Origin of the sequence: Bacillus sp. FSL R5-0712, assembly GCF_038593285.1 — a bacterium.
Taxonomy (GTDB): domain Bacteria; phylum Bacillota; class Bacilli; order Bacillales; family Bacillaceae; genus Bacillus; species Bacillus safensis.
Window position 1 is genome coordinate 1305759 of the sequence record NZ_CP151981.1, and the last position, 15025, is coordinate 1320783.

The window sequence follows — 15025 nt, forward strand, 5'->3', positions numbered from 1 at the left end:
GGCGCTGCATGTCTAGAAAAACGAAAATGGTGCTTGCGCTCGCAGGATGTCTTGTGATTCTTGCGGCCTTTGCAATGCTCATGATCCAAACCATTGATCAAAAAATATTAAGTGAAGCAGAAATGAAAAAAATGATCTCAAAAGACTATAATGGAAACATTACACATATTGATTTAATCAATCATAAACAGGACTACACAATGACGCTGGAAAATGCAAATGGCATCTATCAAATCATTGCATCTTCTGCAAGCGGTCAAATGAAAGAAATTAGACAGTTAAAAAGCTATCAGAAGCCAAATGAAAAAAATGCTGAGCTCCAGGCAGAAGAGGCGGCTGTTAAAAAGGTGAGCGGAACCGTCATTCAAAAAAAGGAGACGTCAGATCGTTTCATTTTTACCATCCAATCAAAAAAAGAATTGTATCAAGTTGAGGTCGGCAAACAGTCATTTAAGGTGCTTGAAGCAGAAAAGAAAAAACCAACCTCTAAAGAAAAGAAGCTCACGAAAATCACCGTCGAGGAAGCCATCCAAATTGCCGTCAAAGAAGTTGGCGGAACAGTGGATGATGCTGATCTTGAAACATTCAGCGGTATGCTCGTATTTGAGGTGGAGCTGGATTTGCCTGACGGCAGAGAGGCAGAGGTGCTTGTGAACGCCTATACAGGAGACATTGAGGGCATTACGTACGAAAACTAATCCTTTTCTCATGATATTCTCATGTTTCTTTCCTTCCTTTATCATCTTGTTTTCTTAAGATATAGAAGAAATCAAACAGAGGAGGAAATGAACATGATGAAAAAAGTACTAGTAGCTACAGCATTAACGGGAACTCTTGTCGCAGGTGGTTTCACACTTCAAGCGCAAAATACAAATCAAACAGCAAACGCCGAGCAAGTCGTGCAAAAGAAATCGTCATTTGTTTCAAAGAAACAAGCTGAAAAAGCAGCCTTAAAAGTGGTAAAAGGCTATGTGGATGATGTGGATCTTGAACGTAAAAAAGGAAAATGGGTGTATGAGGTCGAGATTAAAAAAGGCGGCTTTGAATATAAAGTATATGTCGATGCAAAAACTGGAAAAGCGTTGAATGATCCAGTCAAAGAAAAGAAACAGAACGTGAAGATCACGAAAAAACAGGCTGAAAAAATTGCTCTTGCAAAAGTAAAAGGCACAGTCACTGATTCTGATCTAGATAAAGAAAATGGTGTGTACATTTACGAAATTGAAATCACAACACCAAGCGGCGAGGAAGTTGATTTTGAGATTTCCGCTAAAACAGGCAAAATCCTGAAGCAAGAGTGGGATGATTAAGTTATGACCAAACCTTACACTTTCATGTGTAAGGTTTTCATCGTGTAGACAAACCCTCGCATTCGGTGTCAGGTCTGCGCTCCGGTGCTCGCCCTTCCTAGGGCTGCAAAGGTTTTCTATCACGCTGAATAGAAGACAAAGGGCTAAAATAAAGATCATTTTAGCCCTTTGTCAACAATCTGCAAACCTTACACTTTCATGTGTAAGGTTTTTTCATTGGGACAAACTACGGGAAAGGAGGCGAGAGAATATGAAGAAAAAAGAAGAAGAGCAAACAATGGATCACGCGGAATACGTTCCGCATCCTGATGGAGAAGGATATGCTTTGTTTTTGCATGATTCCTTTCATCTCCTCTCCCAAGAGGATATGAATCAGCCGGAAGAGGAATAAAAAGACATGAAAAGGGCGATGGCTGAGCTGTCTATCGCTCTTTTTTTGAAAAGTAAGCGAATACATAAGGATACTTGGCATCTTGCTTATTGACATCATTCCGCTTTTTCTGTAATCTCAGTGTGTTAACAATATGAGACTTCGTTAGGTGAGGCTCCTGTATGGAGATACGCTGCTGCCCAAAAATGTCCAAAGACGCCAATGGGTCAACAGAAATCATCGACATAAGGTGATTTTTAATGCAGCTGGATTTGATCCTATGCCATACAGTGCTAAAGCTCTACGATTGAAGGAGCAAGTGTTTATTTTGTCATGCTTACAAAGCGCCTTCATTCGGTTGAAGGTGCTTTTTTATGAGAAAAGGAGGTGTGGGGATGGATCATCCCGATTCGAGACACATAAAGAGTATGTCAAAAGATCAGATTGACGCATCAGACAGAGGAGATCCTGACCCCCGCACATTCTAAGGGATTCGGGTATCTCCTGACTTTGGGGAGGTAACAGCGATGATACAGAACATTACGTACGATGAACTCATTTTAAGAATCATTATTTTATTAAGAGACGGCAAACGCAAAGAATTTAAAAACATTATGGAAGAACTTCAGCCATATGATATGGCCTATTTATTTAAAGAACTTCCAGAAAAACACCGCGGCCGTTTCCTCAGCTTTTTAACAATCGATGATGTGACGGAAATGATGGGTGAGCTTGAGCGAGAATATCAAGAAATTGTGCTTGAAAAAGTAGGAAAAGACAAAGCCACCTTCGTCACAAACAAAATGGATAACGATGACCTAGCCAACTTGTTTGATGAAATGGATGATGAGCTGAAAGACCAGCTTTTATCAAACATGGAGGCAGAGGAATCAAAGGCCGTCCAGCTTCTCATGAATTATCCTGCTGAGACAGCAGGCCGGATCATGACCAACCGGTACGTTTGGATTCCTCAACACTATACGGTTCAGGACGCAGTTGTAAAGCTGAAAAGCTTTGCTGAAATTGCAGAATCGATCAACTATTTATATGTCATTAATGATCAAAAGCAGCTTGTGGGGGTTCTGTCGTACCGGGATCTCATTTTAGGTGAACCAGATGAAAAAGTGCAGGATCTTATGTTTACAAGAGTCATTGCCGTTGGAGCTTTTCAAGATCAGGAAGAAATCGCAAAGCTGATTGAACGGTATGATTTTCTTGCCATTCCTGTTGTAGAAGAGAACAATGTCCTGGTCGGAATCGTCACAGTCGATGATATCATTGATGTCGTCATTCAAGAGGCAGGAGAAGACTATGAGAAGTTCGCTGCCTCTGGTAAAGATATTACATTCGACACGCCCGCTTTTGTTGCGGCATACCGCCGTCTCCCGTGGCTCATTTTACTCTTATTCATTGGGCTGATTTCAGGCAGTATTTTAAATTACTTTGAAGATACCCTTCAGCAAGTCGTCGCCTTAGCCTTCTTCATGCCAATGATTGCAGGAATGACAGGGAATACAGGCACACAGTCGCTTGCCGTCGTCATTAGAGGGCTTTCAAAAGAAGAATTAACGAAAAAAACCATTATGCGCCTGATTTTTAGAGAGCTCCGAACAAGTATTTACATTGGGATTGTCTGTTCCATCATTATTACAGTCGTCGCAATGGTGTGGCAGGGCAATATGATTTTAGGATTTGTTGTCGGTTCCTCACTGCTTGCTACACTGATTATTGGAACGATGGCAGGTACGATCGTGCCTATTATTTTACACAGATTAAACGTCGATCCTGCGATTGCATCTGGGCCGCTGATTACAACATTGAACGATATTTTATCATTGCTTATCTATTTTGGTATTGCGACAGCGTTCCTTCATACACTTATGTAGCAAGAAGACTGTAAAACATGACGTTTTGCAGTCTCAGCGCGCTGACAAACCCTTGAATTCGGTGTCAGTCCTTGCGTGCCGGTGCTCACGAATGTTCAATTCGATCCGCTCCGGTACTCGTCCTTCCTAGACTTCAAAGGTTTTCAGATCGCGCTGAAAGGTAGACAAAGGACCATCCCTTGTCCACAATCTAAGCCTGTAAAACATGACGTTTTACAGGCTTTTTTTGTATAAAGATTGCATATAGCGCTTCCATCCTTTACATTTTAAGGAGAAGGTGGGAGAGAAACATGAAGAAATTCTTATTCGTTTTGATGTGTATGTTTTTGCTGAGTGCATGTCAAAGGGAGGACGAGGGGAAAGACCGAAGGCTAGTGGCTGCAGAGCATATGCTTGAAGCCATCACCGAAGGAAATAAAAGAAAAATGGAAGACATCTACGTCGAAGGTGCGGTCCCGAGCCCGGAAGACATTCTGAAACTGAAAAAAGAATGGGGCATAGACACGCTTTCTTATGAGGATTTTCAATTGGAAGAAGCCAGCATTCATGTGTTCCATGCGAATTACGAAGATGCAAAAACCAGGAAGAAAAAGGCACTTGCCCTGCGGGTGAAAGAAGATCCTGAAAGAGGTGGCGTGCTGATTGACTTTGTAGGGGTTGTAGAAGGTACTGAAGCTTCCTCTAAATAAAAAGAATCGTTCAAAAGAGCGATTCTTTTTTTGTTTAACGATTTTTATACCGAAAGTGTGCGTTAATCTGGCCTTCCAGCATTTTTTTCTTAAATTGTCCGCTTTTTAGCGCTTGTTCTTTTTTCTTCATGTCTTTTAAAATTTCAGCTGTCTGCACACCGTCTTCCCGTTTATTGGCGATGTCCATCAAACGTTCAACATCTGCAAAAGAATATTTCCGTGTGCCTCTTGTTGAGCGCTGGGGGTAAATGAGTTTACGTTCCTCATAATATCGGATTTGCCTGACGGAAAGCCCTGTTAGCTCACTGACAATCCCGATTGAAATGACTTTTTTATCTTTATAAGATACATCTTCCTGCGTCATATACTCACCCCTGCAAGTCTTTTCTTCATATTATATAGAACGAGAAGTGAAAAAACCTATCGTTTGTTAGAAAATATAACACAAAAACGAAAAAAATGAAAAAACCATGGGAGGAAAGATTACAGAGAGTGTGCAATACATCTTACGGCGGCATATAATCATGGTGAATTGACATAGGAGGAGGAGCATATGATGGAGGAAGCACAGATCATTCGTATGGCAAAAGAAATCATCGCATTAGATGTGAAGAGGGATGAATTGCTTGAGCAATTCATGCAGGCTGCAGGTCAGAATGCACATGCGCTTCTAAGAGCCATGCAAAATGATTTGTATAAGAAGTCTTCATAAGCACCCGATCCAAATCACTTGATAGGAGGGATAATCGGTGCGGCGTATATTAAAAGAAGCTTTAGCAAAGGAAAGACATTATTATACGAAGCAGCTATGTTCATTAGGGGTTTACAGCCCTGATGCGGCCAAGAACATGACAATTAGTGACCTAAAAAAAGAGTATCATTTCTTTTTCAACAAAACAGAACGCTGTCTGTAAAAATCCCTTGAAATGTGCGTATGTCACATAAAGGGTTCTTTTTTTTGTTTAATATTATAGCAATATTGAATTTTGTAGAAATTTGGCGAATGAAGTGCAAGAAACCATAGATTCTTTACAGATTTTGTTAAAGTGTGTCGCATCTTGATGGTTTGCTGAAAAAGCTTTTTTTCGAGATGATTGTGAAAAATAAGAAGGATTTTAAAAGTTTATATCGAAACCTTATACATAACACGAATGGAGTCACTTATGTGGTTGAAAGGGTTTTCAAAAACGTACTTCTATTTTTTACGAAAGGCTCCAACTGCACCGCAAGACAGCCTTGAAGTTAAAAAAATATTATAAGAGGTAGATATGTGATGAGACTATCGTTTAATGAAGAAGAAGTAGAACGCTCAATGACGCTTTACAAGGTTTTTGCAAGAGCATTTAAAAGCGTTTCAGAACACAGTATTAGAGACAGCAAAGAGCATGGGTTTAATCCAACTGAATTTGCCGTTCTTGAATTACTGTACACAAGAGGTGCTCAAAAGCTTCAGCAAATCGGCTCAAGACTCCTGCTTGTCAGCGGGAATGTGACGTACGTAATTGACAAATTAGAACGAAATGGTTTCATTGAAAGAGAACAGGACCCCAAGGATAAACGGTCGGTTTATGCCCATTTAACGGAAAAAGGGCGAAGCTATCTTGACAAGATTTATCCGATCCACTCTCTTCGGATTGCGCGTGCATTCTCTGGTCTGACGCGTGAAGAGCAAGAGCAATTGATTAGTCTATTGAAAAAAGCAGGTATTCACAGTCAGCATTTATTATTTAGATAAAACGAAAAGGTGCCATCATTGGCACCTTTTAAATTGTTGACAAAGGGCTAAAGTGATCTTTATTTTAGCCCTTTGTCTTCTTCTCAGCTCAGCGTGACAGAAAACCTTTGAAGTCTAGGAAGGACGAGTACCGGAGCGGAGCGAATTGAGCATTCGTGAGCACCGGCACGCAGGACTGACACCGAATGCGAGGGTTTGTCTGCACGCTGGAAGGTGCCATCATTGGCACCTTTTTTATGTGTCAAGCAGCGCCGGATAGGCGATGAATTTTTCAATATCGCTTGCTGGCAGCGGTTTGGCATAATAAAACCCCTGCAGGTCGTCACAGCCCTGGGCAGATAATAGCTGAGCCTGTGCAAACGTTTCAACACCTTCTGCTATCACTTCGAGAGATAACTGGTGTCCCATCGCTATAATAGCCCCTGTAATCTGTTCAGACTTTGAATCACTTAAAATATCCTCAATAAAGGATTTATCAATTTTCAGTCGATGAATCGGTAAATCCTTTAAATAGCTTAATGAGCTGTGGCCTGTACCGAAATCATCAATACTAATGCGGACGCCAAGCTGTTTTAGCGATGTTAACACCTGTTTTGATTGCTTGATATTGTCCATTGTCATACTTTCTGTGACTTCAAGCTCCAAGAGTGACGGTTTCAGGTCGTATTTTTTCAGTGTGAGCTTGATCAAATCAATTAAGTCTTCAGAATTGAATTGTTTCGCAGATAAATTGACAGCCACAGGAATTTTCAGCCCATCGTCATACCACTTTTTTGCCTGTTTGCCAGCCGTATCAATGACCCATCTGCCAATATCAATGATCAGACCTGATTCCTCTGCCAGCTCAATAAAAGCCTCAGGTGATTTTAAGGACCCATCTGGTGCCTTCATTCTCAAAAGGGCTTCAACCCCAGTCATCTTTCTTGTTTTGGCACTGACTTGCGGCTGGTAGTGAAGGACAAATTGCTCTCTTTGAATGGCATCCCTCAGCTCCAGCTCCCGGTTTAACCTGTCCTCACTTAATCTTTCCATGGATTCGGTAAAGAACTCATAACGGCTCTGCTTATGTTTTTTGGATAAATACATGGCCATATCGGCTTTTCTCATCAGCTCCATTCCGTCTTTGCCATTTTGCGGAGAGATGGCGATCCCAATGCTGATTGACGTAATAAGCTGATGGTTCTGGATGAAAAAAGGACGTTCAAATTGATGGATGATATTTTTAGAAAATTGTTCGATTTTATGTGTATCATGATCCATGTGGGGAAAGATCATTAAAAATTCATCACCGCCAAGTCTTGCGATAAAGCCATTGTCCGGTAAACATTGCGTCAGTCTGTTTGCGGCAGCTTTCAGCAGTAAATCTCCTATGTTATGCCCGAGTGCATCATTAATAATTTTAAAACGATTTAAGTCCAGAAACAGAACTGCTGTTGATGTTTTTGACTTTTCTTGAGCGGAGAGAACATCATTTAAATGATTGATGCCGTGGCGGCGGTTAGGAAGCTCTGTTAGTGCATCATAATGTGCCATCACATGAATTTCCTTTTCTGCAATCCGCTGCTGCGTTAAATCTTTTAAAACAAGATAAATGCTGTCGAGTGAATTGTTCACATGAACAGGTATGTAAGTGACATGATAATAATAAAAACGATCTGCTGTTTTCAGTTCTGCTTCGCGTGTGATAGCTTTTTTTGACTGAGAAATAAATTCTTCCCACAACTCAGTCGGCATCACATATTGGCTGACATCATCACCAATCTTAGAATTGTACAACTCTAAGATTTGTTTACCAGAGTCATTTGCAGAAAGAACCTTTCGATCGACAGATAACACGATAATGCCGTCTATATTATGTTTGATAAGCGATTGAAACCGTTGTTCATTTTCTTTCAGCTGATCTGACTGCGTCATGATCCGGTGATCAATATAGGCCCCAAAAATCATCAGTGTTTGGACTATAAGTGTCATTAAGCCGACAAAAATCGACAGACTGAATGGCGACATTTCAAGAGATCCACCTATAGTAGCCTGTCCATTTGAATGATAAAACATGGTAGAGGCAGCCATACCAGTATAATGCATACCTGCTATAGCACCGCCCATCAACATTGAACCGAGACCCTTTAAAAGATAATTCTCCCGTTTACTTTTCGTGCGGTCAACACGAAAGAAGAGTTTCAATGAGAAGTAGGAGGTAATGGCAGCAATGAAAAACGAAAGAAAAAAGAGGACTGGATCATAGCTGATTGAGACATTGGCCATTGATTCCATTCCAAGATAATGCATGCTGCAAATAGCTGAACCCATGGTGATTGAACTAATGAGCAGCCGTCTTCTAGAGAGCTGCTTTTGAATGCATATTGAAAAAGCGATCAAGGATCCGATAAATGAGGCCAAAATCGATAAAATCAGTAAGGATGTATCATATGTGATGCCAACACGCATTTGAAATGCCATCATGCCAATAAAATGCATCGACCATATCCCCATTCCCATGATCATTGCACCAATGAGCAGCCATACCTTTTTCTTTGCACCGCTTGATTGTGCTACCCTGCTGGCTATATGAAGAGCTGAGTAGGAGGCAACAGCGGCGACAGCGATTGACAGAAAGACAAGCCATCCATTGTAGCTTCCTGTTAAATGGGTCATGTAAGAAAACCTCCTGTACTTTAAAACAGACATATACTTAATATATCGGATCGAATGGCTTCTGTGTTCACCTTTCCTTCACTTAAATACAATAATCAACGTTTTTTTCACCCTTCTTTTATAGTAAAATCAAATTTAATGTAAAAAAACGACGAAAAGCGAATCGTTTCTTCGGTTTTATTCGTTTAATATATGGTGTGATTCTAAAAGAGATAGAATCAGTCAAATGATTATGTTTGAAAGGGATTGATAAACATCGAAGATTTTATTATTTCTTTAGCTGATGCCTTTAAGAACTTGTCATACTTTGGCATCTTCCTCGCATTATGCATTGAATTTGTACCTGCTGAAGTGGTTTTGCCTCTTGCGGGTTACTGGGTCTCAGAAGGGGACATGGCTTTTATCGGTGTTGTGGCGGCCGGCTCCATTGGCGGCGTGGCTGGTCCTTTGACCTTGTACTGGTTAGGACGTTACGGCGGCAGACCCTTCTTAAATAAATATGGAAAGTACTTTTTTATAAAACCTGAGTCGCTTGATAAATCGGATGCTTTCTTTGAAAAGCATGGCGGATTCGTCGCATTCAGCGGCCGGTTCATACCAGGAGTCAGAACGCTGATCTCCATCCCGTGCGGTATTGCCAAGATGAATGTGTGGGTCTTTTGCTTGTATACGTTTTTGGCAATTACACCAATTACGTTTGTGTATGTGTATCTTGGGTTTATGCTTGGGGAGAACTGGAAAGAGGTTGGCGCCATGATAGATCCTTATCTTTTACCAATTGGGATCGGTGTTGTGTTATTGTTTGTTGTCTACCTATTGATAAAACGAAGAAAAAGAAAAACAGAAACGCCAACTGCCTAATCACTGGATTGAACAGAAAGTCAGCTGTTGACAATCCAGTGTCTATTGATTATGATATAAGTAATCTAAATATTCTAAATCCCGCCAAAGGGGAGTAGCGTCCGGTTTTTACCGGAAACAAAGTCGTCATTACATGGACTGATGTTCATCGGCTTTGTTGGCATGATTCTACATATCACATGTCTAGCAAGACCTTTGCCATTACAGGCAAAGGTCTTTTTTGCATTCATAAGCCTTTGTCTGTTGTGGGACAATAGATAAAAACAAGGAGGAATGATGATGGATGCAGCTATTATTTTAGAGTACGGGTGGGTTCTGCTCGTACTGATTGGATTAGAAGGGATTTTAGCAGCTGATAACGCGCTGGTCATGGCCGTGATGGTCAAACACCTTCCTGAAAAACAAAGAAAAAAGGCATTGTTTTACGGACTTGCAGGTGCGTTTGTCATGCGGTTTGGTTCTCTGTTTCTTATTTCGTTTTTAGTGGATGTGTGGCAAGTTCAAGCCATTGGTGCAATTTATCTTCTTTATATTTCCATTCACCATATTTTAAAATCGCACGTATTTAAGAAAAAGGAAACTGAAACAAATGTGAAACAAAGCGGCTTCTGGGCAACAGTCGTGAAAGTAGAGCTGGCTGACATTGCTTTTGCCGTAGATTCCATTTTAGCGGCCGTCGCTTTAGCTGTGACACTGCCAAAAACAAGTCTTCCGCAAATCGGTGGACTCGATGGCGGTCAATTTATTGTCATTCTTTTAGGCGGTATCATTGGTCTTGTGATTATGCGATTTGCAGCAACTGTCTTTGTGAAACTGCTCAAAACAAGACCGAGCCTAGAAACAGCAGCATTTGTCATTGTCGGATGGGTGGGTGTGAAGCTCACGCTTTATACACTGTCACATCCAGCTATTGGGGTCGTATCGTCTCATTTTATCCATTCAGCATTATGGAAAGTCATTTTCTGGACAGTGCTTCTCGCAATTGCAGCATTTGGCTGGTTTTTATCAAGTCCATCAAGAAAAGGCGGGCAGGAAAACGAGGAGAAGCAAGAGGCACGCCTGGGAGAGTAGGTTTTTTGAAAGAAATATCATTTCATTTTCATAACACGTATATTACAAATAAGGGGGAGATACCCCCTTATTTCTTTGCTTTTAGACGAAACATTGTAAAGTAGATGGTGACATACATGTCATAATTGAGTAACAGGAAATGAATTCCTCATTTCTTCCTTTGCGCTTCCCTCATAAATTAGCTATCATAAATGAGTAATATAGGGAGAACTGAGGTGAAACCATTGCTTAGCCTTTTGTTTAAAAAAGGAAAGAAAAAGCAAACATTAGAGCAGTCGGCTATCAGTATTCAACAAGGTGATATCGAACTGCAAAATGCATTAATAGAGCAATACAAACCATTTGTCGCTAAGACGGTTTCATCCGTTTGTAAACGATATATAGATGAAAAAGATGATGAATTCAGCATAGGCTTAATAGCCTTTAATGAAGCGATAGAAAAATACTCTGCCGAAAAAGGAAACTCACTGCTTGCTTTCGCAGAATTAATTATTAAAAGAAAAGTGATTGACTATATTCGAAAAGAAGCAAGAAATGCGCCAACGGTTCAAATGGACCTGCAAGAAAGTGAGAACGGCGAATACTCTCAAAGCATGATTGAAGCCGAGCTCTCCGCAAATGAATATAGGCGTTTAATTGAACAAGAACATAGAAGAGAAGAGATTGAACATTTTAAAGAACGATTGAAAGTATACGGTCTCACGTTTCAAGAGCTGCTTGAGCATTCACCAAAGCATGCAGATGCCAGGCAAAATGCCATTAAAGTAGCCCATACACTCGTTGAACACGATGAGCTGAGAACCATTTTATTTCAGAAGAAACAATTGCCTGTCAAACAGCTGGAAAAGTTAGTGGAAGTCAGCCGCAAAACGATTGAGAGAAATAGAAAATATATCATTGCGATGGCGATCATTATGACAGGTGATTATGTGTATTTGAAAGATTACCTTAAAGGGGTGCTTAATTCATGAGAAGAGGCATTATAGTAGAGAAAAACAAAAAATATGTCACGCTGCTGACCCCTGATGGACAATTTCTGCGGACTAAATATGAAGAGCAAAACTATGAAATCGGCCAAGAAGTGACATTTCCGAATGAATCACGTCTCGAAAGAAAAAGAGCCGGTTTTTTTGACCTGCTTCGTTTACGTCCGTTAAATGCAGGAATCCTATCAATAGCAGCGATTATTGTCGTAATTTTTACTATGATGCCATCTTTCTCAAGTCAAAAAGCATATGCGTATATGACAATTGATATTAACCCAAGCTTTGAGCTGAAGCTTGATCACAATTATCAAGTGATCGGTGTCACACCGCTGAATAAAGATGCAAAGCAAGTACTGGCGAGTATGAAGGATTTAGAAAAAAACGACATGACCAAAGTCGTCCAGGAAATTATAGATGACTGTGACAAAAAAGGATATGTGAACCATTCTAAAAGTATTTATATTTCAACCGTTTATGAAAACAAGCAGGACAATACATATAAAACAAACGTAAAAAGCAAAATTAACACCATTTCTGGTGAATATCAAAAACGCAATTATAAGCTGGAAACTGTGGAAAGTGACATGGAAACAAGAGAAAAGGCTCAAAAGGCAGGTATTTCAACAGGAACATATATTAGAAATCAAGAAATGCAAGATCAAGAACATGAAGACATCAAAAAGGATGAAGACGGAGCAGATAACGATGCTGTGAAGGAAGAAGATCCTAAGAAACATGATGAAGAACAAGCAGAAAAAGACAAACAAGAAGACGTAAAGACAGACGATAGCGAAGAGATGCAGCCAGATCAAGAGGCTCCTGAAGCTGAGGACAAAGAGCAGAAGGAGGCAGAGAGGGAAGAGCAAGGATCTGTTCAAAAGCCTCAAAAACCTGATGATGCAAGCAAAGACAACAAGATAAAGGAAGAAAAGGATCATTCTTTCGATAAAGAGCAAAAAAAAAATCAATCAACTAATCCTGATGAAAGAAGACACTGGAACGGCACATCACGTGGTGATGCGGAAAAACATGCAAAAAAAAACGGCAGGGATCAGAACAATCCATCCGCTGAACAAAAAAGAGAACATGTGAAGCAAAAAGGGAAAGGTGCACCGTTTCCTTATCGCGATAACCGGCATGAGCACACATATGAACAATAAAAAACGCCAGATTAGCTCCGGCGTATTTCACCATGTCTTTATTTAGATTGATTGCCCATTTGTGATTGAGCCTGTTGAACGAGTCTTTTTGTGATTTCACCGCCAACAGAACCGTTTGCACGTGAGACTGTATCTGAACCGAGAGTGACGCCAAATTCTTGAGCGATCTCGTATTTAAATTGATCTAAAGCTTGTTCTACTCCAGGAACAAGAAGTTGATTTCGATTTGCCATGTCATATTCCTCCTTTCACCTCATGTTTGTTGCGCCTTCTTATTTTGAAAAAAAAGCCGCACATTTATGCTGGCAATTGCTGTACAAAAAAACCGAGATGATGAAGGTCACCTCGGTTCTTATTTATCCCTTATTCAGCTGAAGCGTATTATACATCATTTCTTGAGCTGTACTTTGCAAATGAGAAGTAAATACAGAGAAGACGGTAGAACTGATAATGCCTTTAATCAAATTCCATTGGCTCTTCGTCAATTCTGTAAACTCGTCATGGAGCTTGTCTGTCTGCTCCTCAGTTATTTCTCGTAAATTTGTTTCCTTTAATGGAAATTGTGTATGGTGATAAATAAAATCAAGGACGTGCGCATATGCTTCATAAAAACGGATTGGACTAATAATATCATCTGTTCGATCTGTGATGGTGTTAAATAAGGCAGATAAGATCATACGAATGGTATCGAAGTCAAAAACTGATTTTAAATCCCTGACAATTAATAAAATAACGACCTGATCAATAGAGTACTTCTTGCCAAGCTCTGGATGGCCAATCATATCTTTAATATCACGTTTGATCCAATTTTGAATCGCCGTCGATTTAAGAGAAGTCAGCTCACACAAGTTGCCAAGCTCAACAATTTCATTTGTAGAAAGACCATGCTCTGATTTTTGCTTCCGCCGTTCAAGCTTCTCAAAAAAAGACGGGATCTTTAATTCATCATAGTCATGATCCTTGCCATTTTTTACAGATAGTTTCAAAAGCTGAAGCGGAGTCAGATCTCCCTCTCCTTTTAGAGAATACAGAAGTCTTGTCATGTCAATTCTCGTTAATTTAAAAGTAACCATGTTCCACCTCATTTGTACGTCAAAACGTGATTATTGATCTAATTCAACATCATAGTCTCTTTTTGATGAAAATGCAAAATAAACTCAAATTCAGACCTGTGCGTCACAATTTGTTCACTTTTCTGCTGGGGCAAATGTCGTAAATATTGATGTGATGGGGCTTTAGCCGTTATGATAAACAGAGAAAGTAATTCCTTTTTCCTTGCAATTTGAGACGTTTATTTTTATAATTTTATTAATAAGTTCATTTGAACTTAATATGACAACGGAGGTTATGTATGGGTAAGAGAATATTTCTGTTTATATTAACGAACATTCTTGTTATCACTACGATTGGTATTGTACTGTCGGTTATTAGTGCAGCAACTGGTGTTGGTTCTTATATAGGAGCAGACGGAAGACTTAATATCCTTTATCTTCTTGTATTCAGTGCAGTTGTTGGTTTTGTTGGCTCGTTTATGTCACTTGCAATGTCTCGCTGGATGGCAAAAATGATGATGGGTGTACGTGTGTTAAATCCAGAAAAGGATTCATTAACATATGATGAGCAGCAGCTTGTTGACCGCGTGCACAGACTTTCAAGAGCAGCAGGTCTTTCTAAAATGCCTGAGGTTGGTATTTATCAATCATCTGAAGTGAATGCATTTGCAACAGGTCCTTCTAAGAGAAGATCACTTGTTGCGGTATCAACTGGATTGCTTCATGAAATGGATGATGCAGCAGTTGAAGGTGTCATCGCCCACGAAGTCGCTCACGTTGCGAATGGTGATATGGTGACGATGACGCTGCTTCAAGGAATCGTCAACACGTTTGTTGTGTTCCTTTCAAGAATTGCGGCATGGATCGCAAGCCGTTTTGTTTCACGTGAAGAGCTTGTGCCGATTGTTCACTTTATCGCTGTGATTGTCTTCCAAATCATTTTCTCTATCCTAGGAAGCCTTGTCGTGTTTGCATATTCTAGACACCGTGAATTCCATGCAGACCGCGGCGGAGCCGACCTTGCAGGTAAAGACAAAATGATTCATGCGCTTCGTTCACTTGAGGCGTATACGTCAAGAATCAAAGATGATGATCAAACAGCAGTCGCTACACTGAAAATCAGCGGTAAACGAAAAGCTTCTCTTTTCTCAACACACCCTGATTTGAACGAAAGAATCAGAAGGCTAGAAGCAAAATAAGAAAGACGAAAAGACATTCTTTAACAGGATGTCTTTTTCTTTTTGATGAAA

The 15025-nt window shown here is 40.2% G+C and carries 16 protein-coding genes, 1 pseudogene and 2 riboswitches; of the genes and pseudogenes, 13 read left to right on the plus strand and 4 right to left on the minus strand.

Features of this window, described 5'->3' with window-relative positions; translation table 11 throughout:
* Nucleotides 1-8: 8 nt before the first annotated feature.
* The 5 genes from NSU11_RS06465 to NSU11_RS06485 all read left to right on the plus strand — a co-directional run bounded on the left by NSU11_RS06465 (nt 9) and on the right by NSU11_RS06485 (nt 4255).
* A complete protein-coding gene (locus tag NSU11_RS06465) occupies nt 9-698 on the plus strand; it encodes a PepSY domain-containing protein (RefSeq protein ID WP_024424651.1) in 690 nt (229 codons plus the stop codon).
* A 93-nt stretch (nt 699-791) separates the two neighbouring features.
* Nucleotides 792-1310: a PepSY domain-containing protein gene (locus NSU11_RS06470; RefSeq protein WP_024424652.1), complete on the plus strand. Its 519-nt coding sequence runs from the start codon at nt 792-794 to the stop codon at nt 1308-1310.
* 250 nt (nt 1311-1560) lie between these two features.
* The gene (locus NSU11_RS06475; RefSeq protein WP_003212346.1) at nt 1561-1701 is read left to right on the plus strand and encodes a hypothetical protein; all 141 of its coding nucleotides are present in this window, start codon (nt 1561-1563) and stop codon (nt 1699-1701) included.
* Nucleotides 1702-1834: 133 nt separating this feature from the next.
* Nucleotides 1835-1999: riboswitch (M-box (ykoK) riboswitch) on the plus strand.
* Nucleotides 2000-2207: 208 nt separating this feature from the next.
* Nucleotides 2208-3566, plus strand: a complete 1359-nt coding sequence (gene mgtE / locus NSU11_RS06480; RefSeq protein ID WP_024424654.1) for a magnesium transporter — start codon at nt 2208-2210, stop codon at nt 3564-3566.
* Nucleotides 3567-3856: 290 nt separating this feature from the next.
* Nucleotides 3857-4255 (plus strand): hypothetical protein, encoded by a 399-nt coding sequence (locus tag NSU11_RS06485; protein ID WP_149125711.1) that lies wholly within the window; start codon nt 3857-3859, stop codon nt 4253-4255.
* A gap of 34 nt (nt 4256-4289) precedes the next feature.
* On the opposite strand, the gene NSU11_RS06490 is transcribed toward NSU11_RS06485, so the two are convergent.
* Nucleotides 4290-4619, minus strand: a complete 330-nt coding sequence (locus NSU11_RS06490) for a MerR family transcriptional regulator (RefSeq protein ID WP_024424656.1) — start codon at nt 4617-4619, stop codon at nt 4290-4292.
* 192 nt (nt 4620-4811) lie between these two features.
* On the opposite strand from NSU11_RS06490, the gene NSU11_RS06495 reads away from it, so the two are divergent.
* The 3 genes from NSU11_RS06495 to NSU11_RS06505 all read left to right on the plus strand — a co-directional run bounded on the left by NSU11_RS06495 (nt 4812) and on the right by NSU11_RS06505 (nt 5990).
* On the plus strand, nt 4812-4967 hold the full coding sequence (locus tag NSU11_RS06495) for a hypothetical protein (RefSeq protein WP_087977671.1): 156 nt from the start codon (nt 4812-4814) through the stop codon (nt 4965-4967).
* A gap of 37 nt (nt 4968-5004) precedes the next feature.
* A complete protein-coding gene (locus NSU11_RS06500; protein WP_024426818.1) occupies nt 5005-5169 on the plus strand; it encodes a hypothetical protein in 165 nt (54 codons plus the stop codon).
* Nucleotides 5170-5525: 356 nt separating this feature from the next.
* Nucleotides 5526-5990 carry a MarR family transcriptional regulator gene (locus NSU11_RS06505; protein ID WP_087975546.1) on the plus strand — a complete coding sequence of 155 codons (465 nt, stop codon included), beginning with the start codon at nt 5526-5528 and terminating at the stop codon, nt 5988-5990.
* A 234-nt stretch (nt 5991-6224) separates the two neighbouring features.
* On the opposite strand, the gene NSU11_RS06510 is transcribed toward NSU11_RS06505, so the two are convergent.
* A complete protein-coding gene (locus NSU11_RS06510) occupies nt 6225-8645 on the minus strand; it encodes an EAL domain-containing protein (RefSeq protein WP_149125710.1) in 2421 nt (806 codons plus the stop codon).
* A gap of 246 nt (nt 8646-8891) precedes the next feature.
* Here NSU11_RS06510 and NSU11_RS06515 point away from each other — a divergent pair, with 246 nt between their 5' ends.
* The 4 genes and pseudogenes from NSU11_RS06515 (at nt 8892) to NSU11_RS06530 (ending at nt 12723) form a co-directional block, all read left to right on the plus strand.
* Nucleotides 8892-9506, plus strand: coding sequence for a DedA family protein (locus NSU11_RS06515; RefSeq protein WP_025092317.1), 615 nt, complete (start codon nt 8892-8894; stop codon nt 9504-9506).
* A 77-nt stretch (nt 9507-9583) separates the two neighbouring features.
* A riboswitch (yybP-ykoY riboswitch) is annotated at nt 9584-9690 on the plus strand.
* A pseudogene (locus tag NSU11_RS06520) lies at nt 9686-10577 on the plus strand (TerC family protein). (Overlaps the previous riboswitch by 5 nt.)
* 215 nt (nt 10578-10792) lie before the next feature.
* The gene (sigI, locus tag NSU11_RS06525) at nt 10793-11548 is read left to right on the plus strand and encodes an RNA polymerase sigma factor SigI (RefSeq protein WP_003210952.1); all 756 of its coding nucleotides are present in this window, start codon (nt 10793-10795) and stop codon (nt 11546-11548) included.
* Nucleotides 11545-12723, plus strand: a complete 1179-nt coding sequence (locus NSU11_RS06530; RefSeq protein ID WP_149125709.1) for an anti-sigma factor domain-containing protein — start codon at nt 11545-11547, stop codon at nt 12721-12723. Before sigI ends, NSU11_RS06530 begins: the two co-directional genes overlap by 4 nt.
* Nucleotides 12724-12761: 38 nt before the next feature.
* On the opposite strand, the gene NSU11_RS06535 is transcribed toward NSU11_RS06530, so the two are convergent.
* Together NSU11_RS06535 and NSU11_RS06540 are read right to left on the minus strand one after the other, a co-directional pair.
* Nucleotides 12762-12956: an alpha/beta-type small acid-soluble spore protein gene (locus NSU11_RS06535; protein WP_024424662.1), complete on the minus strand. Its 195-nt coding sequence runs from the start codon at nt 12954-12956 to the stop codon at nt 12762-12764.
* A 123-nt stretch (nt 12957-13079) separates the two neighbouring features.
* Complete coding sequence (locus NSU11_RS06540) at nt 13080-13796, minus strand: DUF1836 domain-containing protein (protein WP_025092320.1); 717 nt, start codon at nt 13794-13796, stop codon at nt 13080-13082.
* Between the two features lie 278 nt (nt 13797-14074).
* Between NSU11_RS06540 and htpX the strand changes: the two genes are divergently transcribed.
* Nucleotides 14075-14974: a protease HtpX gene (gene htpX, locus NSU11_RS06545; RefSeq protein ID WP_024424664.1), complete on the plus strand. Its 900-nt coding sequence runs from the start codon at nt 14075-14077 to the stop codon at nt 14972-14974.
* Nucleotides 14975-15025: the final 51 nt, after the last annotated feature.

Excerpts from the sequence above, each read along its gene's own strand:
- NSU11_RS06465 (WP_024424651.1), top strand. The coding sequence starts at position 9 with ATGTCTAGAAAAACGAAAATGGTGCTTGCGCTCGCAGGATGTCTTGTG.
- NSU11_RS06470 (WP_024424652.1), top strand. The coding sequence starts at position 792 with ATGATGAAAAAAGTACTAGTAGCTACAGCATTAACGGGAACTCTTGTC.
- NSU11_RS06475 (WP_003212346.1), top strand. The coding sequence starts at position 1,561 with ATGAAGAAAAAAGAAGAAGAGCAAACAATGGATCACGCGGAATACGTT.
- mgtE (WP_024424654.1), top strand. The coding sequence starts at position 2,208 with ATGATACAGAACATTACGTACGATGAACTCATTTTAAGAATCATTATT.
- NSU11_RS06485 (WP_149125711.1), top strand. The coding sequence starts at position 3,857 with ATGAAGAAATTCTTATTCGTTTTGATGTGTATGTTTTTGCTGAGTGCA.
- NSU11_RS06490 (WP_024424656.1), bottom strand. The coding sequence starts at position 4,619 with ATGACGCAGGAAGATGTATCTTATAAAGATAAAAAAGTCATTTCAATC.
- NSU11_RS06495 (WP_087977671.1), top strand. The coding sequence starts at position 4,812 with ATGGAGGAAGCACAGATCATTCGTATGGCAAAAGAAATCATCGCATTA.
- NSU11_RS06510 (WP_149125710.1), bottom strand. The coding sequence starts at position 8,645 with ATGACCCATTTAACAGGAAGCTACAATGGATGGCTTGTCTTTCTGTCA.
- NSU11_RS06530 (WP_149125709.1), top strand. The coding sequence starts at position 11,545 with ATGAGAAGAGGCATTATAGTAGAGAAAAACAAAAAATATGTCACGCTG.
- NSU11_RS06535 (WP_024424662.1), bottom strand. The coding sequence starts at position 12,956 with ATGGCAAATCGAAATCAACTTCTTGTTCCTGGAGTAGAACAAGCTTTA.
- NSU11_RS06540 (WP_025092320.1), bottom strand. The coding sequence starts at position 13,796 with ATGGTTACTTTTAAATTAACGAGAATTGACATGACAAGACTTCTGTAT.
- htpX (WP_024424664.1), top strand. The coding sequence starts at position 14,075 with ATGGGTAAGAGAATATTTCTGTTTATATTAACGAACATTCTTGTTATC.